This is a genomic window from Bradyrhizobium sp. URHC0002 (assembly GCF_054059515.1).
The window spans coordinates 6,724,348-6,741,819 of sequence record NZ_JBSSCF010000001.1 but is presented as its reverse complement, the minus strand read 5'-3'; the positions used below and the strand labels follow the sequence as shown (position 1 = coordinate 6,741,819).

The 17,472-nt window shown below is 63.3% G+C and carries 16 protein-coding genes and 1 pseudogene; 8 read left to right on the top strand and 9 right to left on the bottom strand.

All coding sequences use genetic code 11. The features are described 5' to 3' along the window. Nucleotides 1–279 precede the first annotated feature (279 nt). The 6 genes and pseudogenes from ACVWVY_RS32990 to ACVWVY_RS32965 form a co-directional block, all read right to left on the bottom strand. Nucleotides 280–1,311 carry a 4-hydroxythreonine-4-phosphate dehydrogenase PdxA gene (locus ACVWVY_RS32990; protein WP_456630300.1) on the bottom strand — a complete coding sequence of 344 codons (1,032 nt, stop codon included), beginning with the start codon at nt 1,309–1,311 and terminating at the stop codon, nt 280–282. Between the two features lie 46 nt (nt 1,312–1,357). Next, nucleotides 1,358–2,865 (bottom strand): annotated as a pseudogene (locus ACVWVY_RS32985) (tripartite tricarboxylate transporter permease). An 11-nt stretch (nt 2,866–2,876) separates the two neighbouring features. Continuing rightward, complete coding sequence (locus ACVWVY_RS32980) at nt 2,877–3,344, bottom strand: tripartite tricarboxylate transporter TctB family protein (RefSeq protein WP_456630299.1); 468 nt, start codon at nt 3,342–3,344, stop codon at nt 2,877–2,879. A gap of 10 nt (nt 3,345–3,354) precedes the next feature. Continuing rightward, on the bottom strand, nt 3,355–4,359 hold the full coding sequence (locus ACVWVY_RS32975) for a Bug family tripartite tricarboxylate transporter substrate binding protein (RefSeq protein ID WP_456630298.1): 1,005 nt from the start codon (nt 4,357–4,359) through the stop codon (nt 3,355–3,357). Between the two features lie 74 nt (nt 4,360–4,433). After that, complete coding sequence (locus tag ACVWVY_RS32970) at nt 4,434–5,654, bottom strand: CaiB/BaiF CoA transferase family protein (protein WP_456630297.1); 1,221 nt, start codon at nt 5,652–5,654, stop codon at nt 4,434–4,436. Between the two features lie 33 nt (nt 5,655–5,687). Further along, complete coding sequence (locus ACVWVY_RS32965) at nt 5,688–6,479, bottom strand: enoyl-CoA hydratase/isomerase family protein (RefSeq protein WP_456630296.1); 792 nt, start codon at nt 6,477–6,479, stop codon at nt 5,688–5,690. A gap of 155 nt (nt 6,480–6,634) precedes the next feature. Here ACVWVY_RS32965 and ACVWVY_RS32960 point away from each other — a divergent pair, with 155 nt between their 5' ends. The 3 genes from ACVWVY_RS32960 to ACVWVY_RS32950 all read left to right on the top strand — a co-directional run bounded on the left by ACVWVY_RS32960 (nt 6,635) and on the right by ACVWVY_RS32950 (nt 8,761). Continuing rightward, nucleotides 6,635–7,273, top strand: coding sequence for a GntR family transcriptional regulator (locus ACVWVY_RS32960; protein ID WP_456630295.1), 639 nt, complete (start codon nt 6,635–6,637; stop codon nt 7,271–7,273). 90 nt (nt 7,274–7,363) lie between these two features. Further along, nucleotides 7,364–7,825 (top strand): nitroreductase family deazaflavin-dependent oxidoreductase, encoded by a 462-nt coding sequence (locus ACVWVY_RS32955; RefSeq protein ID WP_456630294.1) that lies wholly within the window; start codon nt 7,364–7,366, stop codon nt 7,823–7,825. A gap of 78 nt (nt 7,826–7,903) precedes the next feature. Then, nucleotides 7,904–8,761 carry a TIGR03620 family F420-dependent LLM class oxidoreductase gene (locus ACVWVY_RS32950; RefSeq protein ID WP_456630293.1) on the top strand — a complete coding sequence of 286 codons (858 nt, stop codon included), beginning with the start codon at nt 7,904–7,906 and terminating at the stop codon, nt 8,759–8,761. A 14-nt stretch (nt 8,762–8,775) separates the two neighbouring features. Here the strand turns inward: ACVWVY_RS32950 and ACVWVY_RS32945 are convergent, their stop codons facing one another. Beyond that, nucleotides 8,776–9,666: an LLM class F420-dependent oxidoreductase gene (locus ACVWVY_RS32945; RefSeq protein ID WP_456630292.1), complete on the bottom strand. Its 891-nt coding sequence runs from the start codon at nt 9,664–9,666 to the stop codon at nt 8,776–8,778. A 100-nt stretch (nt 9,667–9,766) separates the two neighbouring features. Between ACVWVY_RS32945 and fgd the strand changes: the two genes are divergently transcribed. The 4 genes from fgd to cofC are packed head-to-tail and all read left to right on the top strand — an operon-like array spanning nt 9,767 to nt 13,180. Then, nucleotides 9,767–10,771: a glucose-6-phosphate dehydrogenase (coenzyme-F420) gene (fgd, locus tag ACVWVY_RS32940; protein WP_456630291.1), complete on the top strand. Its 1,005-nt coding sequence runs from the start codon at nt 9,767–9,769 to the stop codon at nt 10,769–10,771. A gap of 17 nt (nt 10,772–10,788) precedes the next feature. Then, nucleotides 10,789–11,562 carry a coenzyme F420-0:L-glutamate ligase gene (gene cofE / locus ACVWVY_RS32935; protein WP_456630290.1) on the top strand — a complete coding sequence of 258 codons (774 nt, stop codon included), beginning with the start codon at nt 10,789–10,791 and terminating at the stop codon, nt 11,560–11,562. Continuing rightward, complete coding sequence (gene cofD / locus ACVWVY_RS32930; RefSeq protein WP_456630289.1) at nt 11,559–12,506, top strand: 2-phospho-L-lactate transferase; 948 nt, start codon at nt 11,559–11,561, stop codon at nt 12,504–12,506. The genes cofE and cofD overlap by 4 nt, the downstream gene beginning before the upstream one ends. Next, complete coding sequence (gene cofC, locus ACVWVY_RS32925; RefSeq protein ID WP_456630288.1) at nt 12,503–13,180, top strand: 2-phospho-L-lactate guanylyltransferase; 678 nt, start codon at nt 12,503–12,505, stop codon at nt 13,178–13,180. Before cofD ends, cofC begins: the two co-directional genes overlap by 4 nt. On the opposite strand, the gene cofH is transcribed toward cofC, so the two are convergent. Next, entirely contained in the window at nt 13,177–15,483 is a 2,307-nt protein-coding gene (gene cofH / locus ACVWVY_RS32920) for a 5-amino-6-(D-ribitylamino)uracil--L-tyrosine 4-hydroxyphenyl transferase CofH (RefSeq protein ID WP_456630287.1), read from the bottom strand. The genes cofC and cofH overlap by 4 nt on opposite strands. Nucleotides 15,484–15,658: 175 nt before the next feature. On the opposite strand from cofH, the gene ACVWVY_RS32915 reads away from it, so the two are divergent. After that, complete coding sequence (locus ACVWVY_RS32915) at nt 15,659–16,612, top strand: TIGR03619 family F420-dependent LLM class oxidoreductase (protein WP_456630286.1); 954 nt, start codon at nt 15,659–15,661, stop codon at nt 16,610–16,612. Nucleotides 16,613–16,614: 2 nt separating this feature from the next. Here the strand turns inward: ACVWVY_RS32915 and ACVWVY_RS32910 are convergent, their stop codons facing one another. Then, entirely contained in the window at nt 16,615–17,469 is an 855-nt protein-coding gene (locus ACVWVY_RS32910) for an LLM class F420-dependent oxidoreductase (RefSeq protein WP_456630285.1), read from the bottom strand. Between the last annotated feature and the right edge of the window lie 3 nt (nt 17,470–17,472).

Sequence of the window (17,472 nt, the reverse complement as noted above, 5' to 3'; positions counted from 1 at the left end):
GGAGTGTCCGAAAACCTCACGGTCCTGTGGCAGTTAACCGCCGGGCGGGTGCGTTACAGCCCGAGAAGGGCCCAGCCCCGTCGCTGGTCGCAGACCATCAAAAAGATGTCGCCGAGTACAAGAAGGCGTTCCAAGATCAAGGATGCTTCCGGAGAATATGCTTCAGGCCAGATCGATACGTTGCAGAAACTTTTGGACACCGCAAAATCGTTGAAGCCCGGTTTGATGCTGCCCAATAGCTGAGCTGATCTTGTTTCAATTCCATAGCCAGCTCTGTATTTACTGCCGCGTCGGAACCTTGGAGAAATAAGCCGAAGTCGATCTCTTCTGCGCCATTTCGGCGGCAAGCAGCATCGCCGCTCGCGCAGCGCCGACTCCCGCGACGCCCTTTCCGGCGATGTCGTAGGCCGTTCCGTGTGCCGGCGTGCATATCGGAAAGGGAAAGCCGCCCAGCAATGTCACGCCGCGATCGAAGCCCATCAGCTTCATCGCGATCTGGCCTTGGTCATGATACATCGTCAGCACCGCATCGAACGCGCCGCTCTTGGCGCGCAGAAACACGGTATCCGCCGGAAACGGACCTTCGGTCGCGATCCCGTCGGCGCGCGCTTGCTCGACCGCGGGCGCGATCGCGTCGATTTCTTCCCGCCCGAAATTTCCGCCATCCCCGGCATGGGGGTTGAGGCCCGCGACCGCGATGCGCGGACGTTCGAACCCGGCGGTTCTCATCGAGGCATCCGTCAGCCGCAGCGCGCGCAGAACGCGTTCCTTGGTGATGTGGGACGCCACCTCCGCCAGTGAAATATGGGAGGTGACACGCGCGTTCCAGAGCCCGTCCAGGACATTGAATTCGCTTGCCGGGCCGCGAAGCCCAACTACGTCGGCCGAAAAGCTGATCTCGTCGTCATAGACCGGGTGCGCAAGGCGCATGGCGTTCTTGTTGAAGGGCGTGAAGCAGACCGCGTCGGCCCGGCCGTCGCGTCCCATCGTCAGTGCATGACGGTAATTGGTGAGCGCAAACCGACCGCCCTCGGCGGTCGCGGTGCTTCGTGTCACCGAGGCTGGATCAAGATGACCGAGATCGATGAAGGCCGGGGCCCGCTCATCCTTTGAAAAATCGGCGTCGGGTGACGCCGACACCAAATCGAGCTTCACTGCGGCAATGCGCGCGCCGTCGTCAAGGACGCGGCGGTCGCCGATGACGACGATCCGGGCCTTGTCAACGACTTCATCGAGGGCGAGGAGTTTGGCCGTCAACTCCGGACTGATGCCGGCAGGATCGCCCATCGCAAGCGCTATAACCGGTCTCATAAATATCTCCTGCGCTCTTTTGTGGCCAATTCGTTTGGTGCGATCATCATGGCTTCAACTGTGACCGCGGCATCATCCGGCCGATCGTGCGCCAGATCACCGGCATCAGTAGCAACGCCGCGCCGAGCAGGATCAGCGTCGTCACCAATGGCTTGGCAAAGAATATTCCAAGCGAGCCCCGCGACATCAGCATGGATTGGCGAAAGGCATCTTCCGCCTTGTCGCCGATCACGATCGCGAGCACCAGCGGCGCCAGCGGATAGTGAAGCTTCTTGAACAGATATCCCAAGACGCCGAATCCCATCATCAGCACGACGTCGAGATAGGAGTTGGAAACCGAATAGGCTCCGACGGTGCAGATTATCACGATCACGGGCGCAATGATGAAGAACGGCACGCGCATCAGCGCCGCGAAGATCGGTACCGTCAGCAGCACCAGCACCACGGCGACGACGTTGCCGAGATACATCGAAGCGATCAATCCCCAGACGAAGTCTTTTTGCTCGACGAACAGCATCGGTCCAGGATTGAGACCCCAGATCATCAGGCCGCCCATCATCACGGCGGCGGTCGCCGATCCCGGGATGCCAAGCGACAGCATCGGTAGCAGGGCGCTTGTGCCGGCAGCATGATCCGCGGCTTCCGGAGCGACGATGCCCTCCGGCTCGCCCTTGCCGAAATTCGCGTGCCGGGGCGAAAGGCGCTTGGCGATGCCGTAGCTCATGAACGATGCGGCGGTCGGGCCTCCCGGGGTAATGCCCATCCAGCAGCCGATCGCCGCGCTGCGCAACAGCGCCCAGCCATATCGCGGAAGGCCCGCGACCGTGCGGAAGACTTCGCGCCACTCCACTTTGGAAGAGATCGCCTTGACGTGAAATTCTTCCTCCACGGCAATCAGCAACTCGCCGATGCCGAACAGGCCCATCACGGCGACCACGAAGCTGACGCCCTTCACCATCTCGTCGATGCCCATGGTGAGCCGCACGCTGCCGGAGACCGTGTCGATCCCGACGGCCGCCAGCGCAAAGCCGATCGCCAGCGACACCAGCGTCTTGATCGGCGGCGTGCCGCCCATGCCCACGAAGCTTGCAAACGCCAGAAAATAGACCGCGAAATATTCGGGTGGTCCAAAGGCCAACGCCACTTGCGCGACCCATGAAGCGCAGAGCGTAATGAGAACGACGCCGGCCAGCGCGCCGAAGGCGGCCGAGCCGAAAGCCGTCGCCAGCGCCGTGGTCGGCCTGCCGTCGCGTGCCATCGGATAGCCGTCAAACGTGGTCGCGACCGAGGAAGGCTCGCCCGGAATATTGAACAGGATGGACGTGCCGAGCCGCCGAACAGCGCCCCCCAATACATCGAAGACAGCAGGATGATCGCCGATACCGGCTGCATTCCGAAGGTGAGCGGCAGCAGCAGCGATACGCCGTTGGGCGCCCCGAGGCCGGGCAAGACGCCGACGAGAATGCCCAGCAACACGCCGATCACCATCAGCAAAATATGATTGCCCGACAGTGCAATACCAAAGCCATGCATGAGAGCTTCGAGATTTTCCAACGAAGCGCTCCCTAGAAGCCGAACAAGATGCCGAGCGCGCCGCGCGGCAGCGAGATCTGGAACGTCAGCTCGAATATCAAGTAGAGCGCCAGCGCCGCGCCGATTGCGGCGACGGCTGCAAGCATCAGCGATCCGCGCTTGTGCCAGGCCAGCGCGCCGAACACGTAGGAGGCGGAGGCCGGATAGATCCCGATCAGCGGAATTACCCCGACAAAGACCGCGGCCGGGACGAACAATATTCCCACCCGCTTGAGTTCGCTGGGCCCGAGCACGACGGCTCTGGCGTGCAGCCATCCCTGCACGAGATTGAACACGCTGCCGGCCAGGATAACGAGGCCGACAATGAACGGAAAGGTGCCGGACTCGACGCCGGCGGCGGACCAGCCAATGCCGTTGTCGAGGCTGGAGACGACGACGGCGGCGCCGAACGCCCCGGTGATGAGCGCCGTCACCGCTTCCAGGCTGCGTCCAGAGACCATCGTTCGAACTCTAGTTGGAGATCAGCCAGCCCTCTTCGACGGCAACCTTGCGAGTGCGTTCGATGTCTTCCTTGATGAACTTGCTGAAGGCATCGCCGATCAGGAATGTATCGGTTTGCGATGTCCGCTCGATATATTCCTTCCATTCCGGCGTGGCCTGCACCTTCTTCATCAGGTCGACATAGAAGGCAGCCTGGTCGGGGGTGACCTTTCCCGGCAGCCAGACCGTGCGGGGCTGCTGGAATTGCGGAATGGCAAGGCCGGATTCAACGCAGGTGGGGATGTCGTGCCAGTTCTGCGTTGCCGTGACTTTGGGTCCGTCCGGCAGACGCTCCGGGCTGAACGCGCATAGCGGGCGCTGGGTGCTGCCCTTCCACTGTCCGATGCTTTCGCTTGGATTGTTGACATGGGCGTCGATATGGCCGCCGGCCAGTTGCACCGCGGCCTCGGCGCCGCTCTTGAAGGGAATGTAGACGAATTTCACCTTCGCCGCCTTGTCGATCATGCGGGTCAGGGTTTCATCGGTGTCCTTTGACTGCGCGCCGCCCATCTTGAAATCGCCCGCCGGCTTCGCGGCAACGGCCTTCATGAAATCCTGCACGTTCTGGTAAGGCGCATCCTGCTTGACCCAGAGCAGGAATTCGTCCTGCACCATCGCGGCAATCGGCGTCAGGTCGGTGTAGTTATAGGCGACCTTGGAGACCATCGGCTGGTTCCAGGCATTCGATGTGCCGAACACGACCTTGTAGGGATCGCCCGCCATGGCCTTGGCGTAGGTATAGCCTTCGGCGCCGCTGCCACCGGCCTTGTTGACGACGACGATCGGCTGCTCGACCAGTTTGTATTTGGTGATGATGTTCTGGACCGCACGGGCAAAATTATCGGTGCCGCCGCCGGGGCCTGCCGTTGCAATAAATTCGATCGGTTTGGCCGGTTGCCACGCGGCACTTGCCGCTCCCGTGAGCCCGATTGCGAGACCGAAGGCGATCGCTGCGAATGTTGTCTTCCGAAACATCTGATCCTCCCGTTTATCCTGCCGTGCGTCTTTTGATTTTGTTTTTGGTCTTGGCGGCTTCTTAGGCTTTTGCGTCAGCCGACTTCATCCTTTGCAAACTCGGCCGCGGCAATCGCCCCTTCCTTGTGCAGCGCTGCAATTTCGTCGGTGTCAAAACCGTAGGCGCCCAGGATGGCACTGGTGTGCTCGCCGTAGAGCGGCGCGCCTGATCGCACTTTGCCGGGTGTCTGCGAGAACTTGATTGGCAGTCCAATCGTCTTGACGCTGCCGAGCGTGGAATGCTCGACTTCGACCACCATTTCGCGGGCGATAGTTTGCGGGTCGGCGAGGGCCTGCAGCATGTCGTTGACGGGGCCGCAGGGCACGCCGGCTTCTTCAAGCGCAGCCAGCCAGTGCTCAGCGGGCCTTGTTTTGAAGTGCTTCGTAAGCAGGGCCTCCAACTCCTTCAAATGTCCCATTCGGTCGGCGCCCGTCGCAAACCGCGGATCGCGCGCCAGTTCGGTTGCGCCGAGTACTTCGAGCGTGCGACCCCAGTGCTTTTGATTGGCGCCGCCGACTACGATCCATTTGTCGGCGGTTTCGAACGCCTGATAGGGCGCATTGAGCGGATGGGCCGAGCCCATCGCCTTTGGCGCGACGCCGGTGGCCATTGCGATGGCGGCCTGCCAGTAGGTCTGGACCAACGCGGCCTCGAACAGGGAGGTTTCGACCCATTGACCCTCGCCGGTTTTGAGACGGTGGGCATAGGCGGCGAGAATGCCCATGGCCGCGATAATTCCGGCCGTGATGTCGGACAGAGGCGCGCCGCACTTGACCGGCGGCCCGTCGGGCCGCTCTCCGGTGAAACTCATGATGCCGCTCATCGCCTGCGCCACCAGATCGAAGCCGCGGCGATGCTTGTAGGGGCCGGTGCGGCCAAAGCCAGACAGCGAGCAGTAGATCAAAGCAGGGTGCTTCTTGCGGATGTCGGCGTAGCCGAAACCGAGCCGGTCCATCACGCCGGGGCCGAAGTTTTCAACCAGCACGTCCGCGGATTCGATCAGGCGCTGCAGCACCTTCGCGCCGCCCGGCGTCTTCAGGTCCAGGGCGATGCCCTTCTTGTTGCGGTTCATCATCAGGAATGAGGCCGCCACATCGCCGATTTTGGGAGGAATCATGTAGCGGGTGTCGTCGCCGGCCGGAATTTTCTCGATCTTGATGACCTCGGCGCCCATATCGGCGAGCATCAGCGTGCAGGTCGGTCCTGCCATGACGTGCGTCAGGTCGACAACCTTCAATCCACTCAGAGGGCCCATTATTTCTCCCCGCAATCTTGTTGTTCTTGTTGCTTATTCGCCAGTCCATTGCGGTTGGCGCTTGTTCAGGAAGGCGTCCATACCTTCGCGGAAATCCTGACTTTGATAGCACATCAGGATCAGGTCCTCGTCTTCGGCCGGCTTCGGCTGCGCGCGCAGCAGCGCTTGCTTGGTGGCGCGCAGCGTCAGGGGTGCATGGCCCGCGATAAGTCGCGCCAGTTCATCCGCCCGTCGTTCGAGGGCAGGAAGATCCTCCACGACTTCGTGCAGCAAGGCGATGCCGGCGGCTTCCTCGGCTTCGATCAGCCGCGCGGTAAAGATGATCTCCTTGAGCCGCGTTGCCCCGATCAGGGCCGAGAGCCGGCCGATATTGGCCGCCGACAGGCAGTTGCCCAGCGTGCGTGCGATCGGAAACCCGAACTTCGCGGTCCTGGTGCCGACGCGCAGGTCGCAGCACGCGGCGATGCCGGCGCCGCCGCCGGTGCAAGCGCCGTTGATCGCCGCAATGGTCGGCACCTGACATTGTTCGAGCGTGGTCAGCACACGATCAATCCTGACCTCGTAGCCGATGGCGTCCTGCGGGGTGTTAAAGGCGCGAAACTGGTTGATGTCGGTGCCGGCCGCGAAGGCCTTGTCGCCTGCGCCGCTGAGGATGAGCACCTTCAGCCTGCGATCGTCGGCGGCGGCTTCGCATATCGCCGCAAGCCGCTCATACATGCCGAACGTCAGCGAGTTTCTCGCCTGCGGCCGGTTGAAAACGATGCGGCCGATGCCGTCGCGGACCTCGTAAAGCAGGTCTGCGTCGGGGGTGATGTTTTCATTCATTTTATTGACATACCCCTAGGATGAGCCCGGTTCGGCGTAGCGACATTTTTGAATGCAAAGCTTGCAACGCGCAACAAGATTCTATCGAATTTGCTTTATTTGGACCAATTTTGCATTCAAAATGGTTCCGCTGAGACTTCTAGGAGCCCTCGATAATGATGCATGACGAGGTGGTGTCCCGCCTCCGGCACGTCCTGACCGAGGGCGAAATTCCGCCGGGCGCGCGCATTCCTGAACGCGAATTGTGCGCGTCCTTTGCGATATCGCGGACCCCGTTGCGCGAGGCGCTCAAGGTGCTCGCAGCCGAAGGGCTTGTCGTGTTGCTGCCCAATCGCGGCTCGCGCGCGGCGAAGCTCACGCAGAAGGACGTCAAGGAACTGTTTGAAGTCTGTGAGGCGCTGGAGGCGGCGGCCGGCGAATTGGCGGGTCTACGGATTTCCGACGCGCAACTGCGCGAACTCGCCGACCTGCAGGCAAACATGGTCGAACATTATCGCGCGCAGGACCTGATCTCGTACTATCGCTGCAACCGGTTGATCCACGAAGCTATCGTTCGCGCGGCCGATAATGCCGTACTGGCCGGTTTCTATGAATCGGTCGCGGCGCGGATACGGCGGGCACGGTTCATCACACCGATGACACCTGAACATTGGGCGCTTGCCATCCAGGAGCACGAAGGAATCCTGAACGCGCTGCAGCGGCGAGATGCAGGCGGGCTTGCCCATATCCTGCGCAACCATCTACGGCGTAAGCGCGAGGAAGTCGTTCGGGCCGGCTTCGCCGAGGGCGAGTGATGCAAAGCGCCAAATGGCATTGCTCTTGAATTCGGATTTGGCCGATCCGGCACCCGATGGTATATTCCCTACAGTTGAAGGAGAGGCACGATGGCTGAAGCGAAACTCGCTCCGAACCTGCCGGACTGGATGCTCGAGCACGCGAACCGCTATCTTTCGAGCGGCGGAACCGACGGGCACATGTACAAGGTAACGGTGCCCCAGCGAGGTGAGCTGACGGTGCCGTCGCTGCTGCTGACCACCACCGGCCGCAAGTCTGGCGACAAGTTCATATTTCCACTGTTTTACGGAATGGACGGCGGCAATTACTTCGTAGTCGCCTCAAAGGGAGGCGCGCCCGAACACCCAGGCTGGTATCGCAACATTCTTGCGACCCCCGACGTTGAAGTACAAGTCGGGACCAAGAAGATGAAGGCGCGGGCCAGGACGACGGAGGGCGAGGAACGCCTCCGGCTTTGGAAACAGGCGCTCGAATTTTGGCCGCCCTACGCCGACTATCAGCTCAAGACTGAGCGCGAGATACCGGTGGTCGTGCTGGATCCAGTCCATTAGGGTGCGTGGTAGCCGACGCCGCAGCGACGGAACCTCGCAATTCGGGCTCGCACGCACCTCCAACCGTAGGCAATCGACATGAAGCTCGGACGCCTTGGTGTGTGGTACAGCACCGATAAGCTCGACGGATCGCAGCTGCGCGATTTCGTGCGCACGGTCGAGAATAATGGCTACTCGAACCTGTGGTACCCGGAATCGCGAGGCTACGAGTCGATGTCGCTGGCGGCCTGGCTGCTGTCGTGCAGCGAGAAGCTGACGATCGGCAGTTCGATCGCCAACATCTATGCACGCGATTCCTTTACCGCGCAGCGCGCCTTGATCTCGCTGAACGCACTTTACGGTGACCGGTTCGTTCTCGGCCTCGGCGTCAGCCACATTCCGATGGTCGAGGGGCTGCGTGGCCATCGCTACGACAAGCCGTTGGCGGCGATGAGTGCCTATCTCGACGGCATCAACAAGTCAGCGCCGGCCGGCGAATTGCCAGTCGTGGTTGCCGCACTCGGACCGAAGATGCTGGCGCTGAGCGCTGCCAAGTCGCGCGGCGCTGTCCCCTATAACGTGACACCAAGGCATACGGCTGAGGCCGCCGCGATCCTTGGGCCATCGAAGTGGCTTGCAGTGGAGCAGAAAATAACGATTGAGACCGATCCGGCGAAAGCACGGGCGCTCGGACGCAAGGAACTGTCGCGCTACATGGCGCTGCCGAACTACCGCAACAGCTGGCTGCGACAGGGCTTCACCGAGGATGAGCTGGCCGATGGTGGCAGCGACCGGTTCATCGATGCGATGGTTCTCTGGGGCGACGCCGACACGATCAGGCGTGGCCTGCGCGAGCACTTCACGGCAGGCGCTACGCATGTCTGCCTGCAGCCCGTCCACGCCGATGGCGATTTCGCCGCGCGCGACGGAATGCTGGCCGCGCTTGCCGATACCTGAAACGTGTGCTGCCCTCAGAGCAGATCGGCGACGGCGTTGCGGTAGCGGCGCATGGCCGTGACATGGTCGGTCATGCTCCGTCCGGCCATGCGCTTGTGGTGGTAGCCGCCGAAGGTGTTGTGCAGCGTGATATGCGTGACGCCGGCCTGTTTCCAGAAGCTGATCTCCTCGCGCCAGTCCTTTTCGGTACCAGTGCCGGTCGAGGTCCAGACCTCGAGGCCGACCGAGGCGGGATCGCGTCCCTCGGCTTCCACCAGCCGGCGCAGCTTGTCGAATTCGGCGACGGCCTTGGGTCCCGGCGGTTCAGACAGCATCATCCAGCCATCACCCCATTTTGCGATGCGCTGCAACGTCACGTCCATATGACCTCCGAACCACAGCGGAATTTTGCGCCGTGGCGGCCTTGGATTGATGCCGGCGTCCGGAAGTCGGTGCCACTTGCCCTCGAACGTCACGTAGGGATCGGCCCACAGGGCCTGCATCACCTGGACCTGCTCCTCGGATCGCTTGCCCCTGTTGTGGAAATTCTCGTTGAGGCCGATGAACTCCATCTCGTTCCAGCCGACGCCGACGCCGAACCGGAAGCGCCCGCCGCTGAGTACGTCGAGACTGGCGGCTTGCTTGGCAACCAGCACGGTCTGACGCTGCGCGAGGATCAGCACCTGGGTGGAGAGTTCGACCTTTTTCGTGCAGGCGGCAATGAAGCCGAACGCGACAAAGGGATCGTGGAACAGGCCGAGCCCACCCGCACGGCCGCTGGCGGGGTTCGCCGGGTTACCGCCGAGAACGTGGTCCGCCAGCGTCAGGCCGTCGTAACCTTCGGCCTCGGCGAGCTCGGCGTATTCGCGCACCATAGGGCCATCGCCGCCGATGTCGCCGAAGGGCAGAGCTATTCCGAGATGCATGGTCGTTTCCCCTTTTTGGCTGGTCGCTGCTTTCCCGCTAATCTATAGATTTCCACCATGTGTGTCCCGGCATCGGCCGGCGCCAACCAGGAGATTTGCGGTGATCAGGCTCGGATATAAGGCATCGGCGGAGCAATTCGCGCCGAGCGCGTTGCTGGGCTTTTCATGTCTTGCCGAGGAAGTCGGGTTCGATTCCGTCTTCATCAGCGATCACTTTCAGCCGTGGAAGCATGTCGATGGGCACGCTCCCTTTTCGCTGACGTGGCTGGGCGCGCTCGGCGCTCGAACGTCGCGCGTCGTCATCGGCACCAGCGTGCTGACGCCGACGTTCCGCTACCATCCTTCGATCGTCGCCCAGGCATTTGGCACGATGGGCGCCATGTTTCCAGGACGCGTCGTGCTCGGCATTGGGACCGGCGAAGGACTCAACGAAGTGCCTTCGACCGGCCAGCCCTGGCCGGAATTCAAGGAGCGGTTCGCTCGCCTGCGCGAAGCTGTCACGCTCATTCGGGCGCTCTGGACACAGGAGCGGGTCAGCTTCGATGGTCAATATTACAAGACGGAGAAGGCGACGATCTATGATCGCCCGGACACGCCCGTACCGATCTATGTCGCCGCCGCGGGTGCCCTCGTGGCGCGTTATGCCGGTCGCGCCGCCGACGGGTTTATTTGCACGAGCGGCAAGAAGCCGGAGCTCTACACCGAAACCCTGTTGCCGAAGGTCGCCGAAGGCATCGCGGCGTCGGAGGATGCATCGAAATCCTACGATCGCATGATCGAGGTCAAGGTGTCATTCGATACCGCCAAGGCGCGTGCGCTCGAGGACACGCGCCATTGGGCGGCGCTGGCGCTGACGCCTGAGGAAAAGATGACAGTCGAGGATCCCGTCGAGATGCAGCGCCTCGCCGACGCGCTGCCGCTGGAGCGCGCCGCCAGTCGATGGATCGTGTCCAGTGACGCCGACGAGCATGTCGAGCGGATCGGTTACTATGTCGGTCTCGGCTTCCGGCATCTGGTGTTCCACGCGCCGGGACCAGATCAGGCGCGCTTTCTGAAACTCTACGGTGAGAATGTGCTGCCGCGCCTTCGCAAGCGTTTCGGTTGAGCGCGCGGGACCGGCCGATGCAACGCAGCAGCGCTATCGAGCTCCTTGCCGTTCCCGACATTCCGCGGATAGTCAAGGGTGACGATCTCGTCGCCTTGATCGGTGAGGGGCTGGCGCGCAGTGGCATCGTGCCACGTGGCGGCGACGTCTTTGTGCTGACGCAGAAGATCGTGTCCAAGGCCGAAGGGCGCATGGTCGATCTCGCGACCGTCAAGCCCTCGACGGAGGCGATCGAACTCGCCGGCAAGGTCCAGAAAGATCCGCGTCTCGTTGAACTGATCCTGTCAGAATCGGTGCGGGTCGTGCGGACAAGGCCGGGTGTCCTGATCGTCGAGCACCGGCTCGGCCTGGTGATGGCGAACGCAGGCATCGACCAGTCCAACGTAGGCTCGCCCGACGATCCCCAGCGGGCGCTGCTGCTCCCGGTCGATCCCGATGGCAGCGCGGCGATGTTGAGGGAGCGCCTGTCGCAAAGGTTCGGCGTGCCCGTCGCGGTAATCATCAGTGACAGCTTCGGCCGTGCCTGGCGCCGAGGTACCTGTGGCGTTGCGATTGGTGCAGCCGGCCTGCCGTCGCTGATGGATCTGCGTGGCTCGCCCGATCTGTTTGGGCGCGAGCTCCAGGTCAGCGTCACCGGGCATGCGGACGAGATCGCTGCGGCAGCGTCGCTGGTGATGGGGCAGGGGGCCGAAGGCCAGCCCGTCGTGATGGTGCGCGGCCTGACCTGGCGCGGACCCGACAATACTGCGTCCGAACTGGTGCGCCCAGCCGCCGAGGACATGTTCCGATGAGCAAGCTCGTCGTGGCGTTGTCCGGCGGGATCGGCGGCGCGAAACTGGCACTCGGTCTGAGCCGCGTCCTGCCGGCCGACGAACTGCTCGTGGTTGCTAACACCGGCGACGATTTCGAGCATCTTGGGCTGAGTATCTCGCCCGATATCGACACGCTGATCTACACGCTCGCGGGCATCAATAATCCCGTGACCGGCTGGGGACGACGCGACGAAACGTGGTCGTTCATGGACAGCATCGGCGCGCTCGGCGGCGAGGACTGGTTTCGGCTCGGCGATCGCGATCTCGCGCTGCATGTCGAGCGCACCCGCCGCCTGCGACTGGGGCAGACGCTGTCCGAAGTAACCGCCGATATTTGCCGTCGCCTCGGCATCGGGGCCCGCGTGGTGCCGATGAGCGACGACCGCGTGCGCACCCGCGTACGCGACGAGCAGGGCTGGATCGACTTCCAGGACTATTTCGTGCGCCAGCAGTGCCGGCCGGTCGTGCGCGAACTTGCTTTCGACGGCGTGGCGCTCGCCCGGCCACAAGCCGACATCACCGCGGCGCTGCGCTCGGGCGGCGCGCGGGCGGTGGTCATCTGCCCGTCCAATCCCTTCATCAGTGTTGAGCCGATACTGGCGATCCCCGGGATGCGTGATGCGATCAAGGCGAGTGGCGCACCAGTCGTCGCAGTATCGCCGATCATCGGCGGGCAGGCGGTCAAGGGCCCGACCGCCAAAATGATGCGCGAACTCGGCCTGGAGGCCAGTGCCGCCGGCGTCGCCAAACGCTACGGCGATCTGCTGGACGGTTATATCGTCGACCACGCCGACGCCGATGGGATCGGCAATGTCGACGTGCGGGTCACGATTGCCAAGACCCTGATGAAGAGCCTGCAGGACCGGGAGACGCTGGCGCGCGTAACGCTCGACGCGGCGGACGCATTGGCGTCGCAACGATGAGCGACATCTGGGCGGTCATTCCGGTCAAGGAGTTCGATGGCGCCAAGCATCGGCTGTCGGGCCTGCTGTCGCAGCCACAACGCCGGCTTCTCGCCGACACCATGCTCACGGACATGCTCGATGCGGTTGCCGGCTCTCGGCTTCTGGCCGGCGTGATGATCGTTACGCTCGATCCAGATGCGACGGCTCATGGCAAGAAGATCGGTGCGCGGATCGTGACCGAGGGCGCGCGCGAGGGACATACCGGCAGCGTGAACGCCGGCCGCCGACTTCTCGCGGGCGAAGGACGCCTCGGCATGATCACGATGCCCGGGGACATCCCAGCCACTCGCGCCAGCGAGATAGACGCGGTGCTGTCCGCGCACCTCGCTGCGCCGTCTTTCACGATCTCGCCGGCGCATGACGATCTCGGATCCAACGCCGTCGTCTGCTCGCCGCCGGAATCGGTGCCGCTTCGGTTCGGCGACAACAGCTACTTCCCGCACCTCGGCGCCGCGAGGCTGCAGGGCATCGAGCCGACGGTGATCCGTCAGCCCGGAATCGCGATGGACATAGATCATCCGGTCGATTTGGCGCTTTTCCTGCGTCTGCCTCAATCGGCCGGCACGCGTACCCGCACGCTGCTAGAAGAACTTGGCGTGCCCGCGCTGCTGGCGGAGCGGGGTATCACCTAACCGACCGCCGCCTTCTTACGCGCCGGTGTCTGCACGATCGGCGCCAGATCGGCCGCGGTCATGGATGCGGTTCGACGTTCTTCCGGCACCGGTCGATAGAGCGTGTCGCGCTGCATCGGTTCGCGGCCGATCGAGCGGATCAGCGCCTCCATGTCATGCGGCGGAAACTCCTGGCCGTGCTGGGTGCCGGCGGCGCGCGAGATGCTCTCGTTCATCAGCGTGCCGCCGAGGTCATTGGCGCCGGACTTCAGGCAGATCGCGGCGCCCGCCGGCCCCATCTTTACCCAGGACGTCTGGATGTTCGGGATCAGCGGATGCAAGGCCAGCCGCGCGACGGCATGCATGAGCACGGCTTCGCGGAACGTCGGGCCGGAGCGCGCCATACCGTGACGATACATCGGCGCTTCCATGTGGACAAAGGGAAGCGGCACGAACTCGGTGAAGCCGCCGGTCTCCGCCTGCAGGTCGCGTAGCGCAAGTAGATGTTTCGCCCACGAACGCGAAGTCTCGACGTGCCCGTACATGATGGTCGATGTGGTGCGCAATCCTGCCTGGTGGGCGGCGCGCTGCACGTCGAGCCATTGGCCGGTGTTGATCTTGTCGGGACAGATGATGGCGCGTACGTCATCGTCGAGGATTTCCGCCGCCGTGCCGGGCAGGGTGCCGAGACCGGCCGCCTTCAGCTTGGCGAGGAATTCGGGAACCGATAGTCCGAGCGTCGCGGCACCTTGCGTGACTTCCAGCGCGGAGAAGGCGTGGATGTGCATCTCGGGGACGATCGCTTTGATCGCCCGGCAGATCGTTTCGTATGTGGAGCCGGTGTAGTCGGGATGGATGCCGCCTTGCAGGCACACTTCCGTCGCCCCGCGATCCCACGCCTCGATCGCGCGGCGTGTGATTTCCTCGATGGCGAGATTATAAGGAGAGCCGCGCAGATCCTCGTGCGTGCGGCCTTTCGAGAAGGCGCAGAACTTGCACCGGAAATAGCAGATGTTGGTGTAGTTGATGTTGCGGTTCACGACGTAACGCACGACGTCGCCACTGACCGCGCGTCGCAGCGCGTCGGCGGCCTGCGTGACATGCCGGTAGTCGGCGTCGCGCGCCGCGAACAGGCGCACGATGTCATCAGAGGCGAGCCGTTCGCCCGATGTGGCACGCTCGACAATTCCTGCAATGTTGGCATCGACGCTGCGGGCGAGCACCAGCGGCGCGTGTGGCGGCCTGGTGTTGCCGGGCGCCCAGTCATCGTCGCGCGCGAAGCCTTCCGCGTCGCTCATGCGCCGCACGTGGGTGGCGATGTCGGGAGCCAGCCACGTATTGGCTGCGCGCACATAGGCAGGGTAAATTGGCAAGCGGTTCACCAATAGCTTGCCGGCTTCCGCACTCTTGCGGGCGAGTTCGGCAATGGCAGGCCACGGCGCTTCGGGGTTCACGTGATCGGGCGTGACCGGCGAGATGCCGCCCCAATCGTTGAGCCCCGCGTCGATCAGCTTTTGATAGACTCCGGGCGACAGATTTGGCGGCGCCTGGATGTTCATGTCGGACCCGAGAACAAGACGCGCGGTCGCAATCGTCCACAGCAGGTCGTCGAGATCGGGTTCCTCGGAATCGGCGAGTTTGGTGTCGGGCTTGGCCCGGAAATTCTGGACGATGACTTCCTGGATATGACCATGGGCGGCGTGCAGATCCCGTATAGCCTCCAGTGCGTCGATCCGCTCGTCGCGTGTCTCGCCGATGCCGATCAGGATGCCGGTCGTGAACGGAACCTTCAATTCGCCGGCCAGACGCAGGTTTTCCAGCCTGACTGCGGGATGTTTGTCCGGGGAGCCGTAGTGAACGCCACCCGGCCTGCACAACCGCTCGCTGGTGGACTCCAGCATAATGCCCTGGCTCGCCGTCACCTCGCGCAGGCCGGCGATTTCCTCGCGGTTCATCACGCCGGGATTGGCATGCGGCAGCAATCCGGTCTCGCCCAGCACGAGCGCGCACATCGCGGTGAGATAGGAGATCGTCGTGTCGTGGCCGAGCGCCTTCAATGCGTCGCGCGCGGCCTGATATCGTAACTCGGGCTTGTCGCCCAGCGTGAACAGCGCCTCGGTGCAACCTGCGGCCGCACCGGCGCGCGCGATGGCGAGCACCTCGTCGGGTGAGAGGTAGACGGCCTTGCCCGCGCGCGGGACTTGCGCGAACGTGCAGTAGTGGCAGACGTCGCGGCAGAGTTTGGTAAGCGGAACGAAGACTTTGCGCGAATAGGAGATCAGCCGGCCATGGCCGGAATCGCGCAAGGCCGCAGCTTCTGCCATCAGTTCTGCCAGCGGCGCTTCGAACCGCTGTCGTGTCGCCTGTCTACCGGCCGCCGTCACAATCCATCATCTCCGCCCGTAGAGGGTGCATTTCCTGTGGGAGATGCTTGCCGCCACCCGCTGGGGGCCGCATGGTGTCGCATCGACGCCAGCAATGCAATGAAGGACGCAACAAATGCTGATCGGCTTCAACGCCCCGACCGCCGGCCCCTTGGCGGCCGCGGATAACCTTGCGAAAATCGTGGTTGGCGCCGAGACGATGGGCTTCGACTATGCAACGTTCAGTGACCATATCGTGATTCCGACCGCGATCGCGGCCGAATATCCCTACAGCGCCTCCGGGGAATTCCCCAGCGGTACCCGCGGCGAGCGGCACGAGCAGCTGACGGAGATCGCCTGGATCGCCGCGAAAACGACGCGGCTGCGTCTGGTGACATCGGTCATGGTGGTGCCGCACCGGCCGGCCGTGCTGACCGCCAAGATTCTCTCGACCATCGACATCCTCTCGGGTGGCCGGCTGACGCTCGGTATCGGCGCGGGCTGGATGCGGGAGGAGTTCGAGGCCATCGACGCGCCGGATTTCGATGCGCGTGGAACCGTAACCGATGAATATGTGCGTGCCTTCGTCGAACTCTGGACGAACGACGCGCCGAAATTCGACGGCAAGCATGTGCGGTTCGCCAATATTGGGTTCGACCCGAAGCCCGTGCAGAAGCCGCATCCGCCGATCTGGGTCGGAGGCGAGAGCGGTCCGGCGCTGCGGCGGGCTGCGCGTATCGGGGATGCCTGGTATCCGATCGGCACCAACCCGCAGAATCCGCTCGACAGCCTGCCGCGTTTCAAGGCCCAGGCGGCGCGCCTGAGCAAGATGACCGCGGAAGCGGGGCGTGATCCTAAGGCGGTCGGCCTGAGCTTGCGCGTCACGGTGTTCGGCGAGACTGCGCCACCACAGGCTAGTGATGGCGAGCATCGCTTGTTTGCCGGTCCGCCGGCGCTGGTGGCCACTGACATAAGGGCGCTGCGCGACATGGGCGTCGGCAGCCTCGATTTCGGTTTCGGCGGTTCGACAGCCGACGAAGTCCTCGCAGGCATGCAGAAATTCAGGGCCGAGGTCTTGCCGCTCGTCTAGGTTCAGCTGTCGAGCTGGCGGATCAACGTCGCCCAGCGGTCGAGTTCCGGCAGGATCGTATCGGCTTTTCCGGAATCCAGGCTGACGACCAAGCGTGAGACGCCGTCGTCGCGGTCGCGCTTGAGCAGGTCGAGGTTCTCCTTGGCACCCCAGATCGTGATCGGTACTGACGCGGGATCACGTCCCGCTTCGGCTGTCATCTCGCGGAATTTCGGCAGCAGGGCTTGTACGTCTGCATATTGGCTGCGCGCGCGGTGGGGCATCCAGCCGTCGCCGTAGCGCAAGGCGCGCCGCGCCCCGAACGGGAAGGCGCCGCCGACGATGACAGGTGGATGCGGTTTCTGGACCGGCTTCGGCCACGTCATCATAGGGTCGAAGTTCACGAACTCGCCATGGTACTCGGCCTTTGACTTGGTCCAGATCACCTTCATCGCCTCGACACGCTCGCGCGCCAGCTTGTGACGGCTTGCGAAAGCGGTGCCATGGTTGGCCATCTCGTCCTCGTTCCAGCCGTTGCCGATACCGAACAGGAAACGACCGCCCGAGACCTGGTCGATCGAAGCGACCTGCTTGGCGGTCTGGATCGGGTCGCGCTGAGCGACCAGGCAAATGCCGGTGCCGAGCAGCAGCGTCTTGGTCACCGCTGAAGCCGCACCCAGCACCACGAACGGGTCCATCACGTCGTAATATTTCTTCGGCAGATCGCCGCCGCTGGGAAAGGGCGACTTGCGCGTCAACGGAATGTGGGAGTGTTCGGGCACCCAGAGCGAATCGAAGCCGCGCTCCTCCAGAGCCCGTGCAAGTTCGGTCGGCGACATCGAGTAGTCGGTGAAAAACATGGCCCCGCCGATGCGCATCGT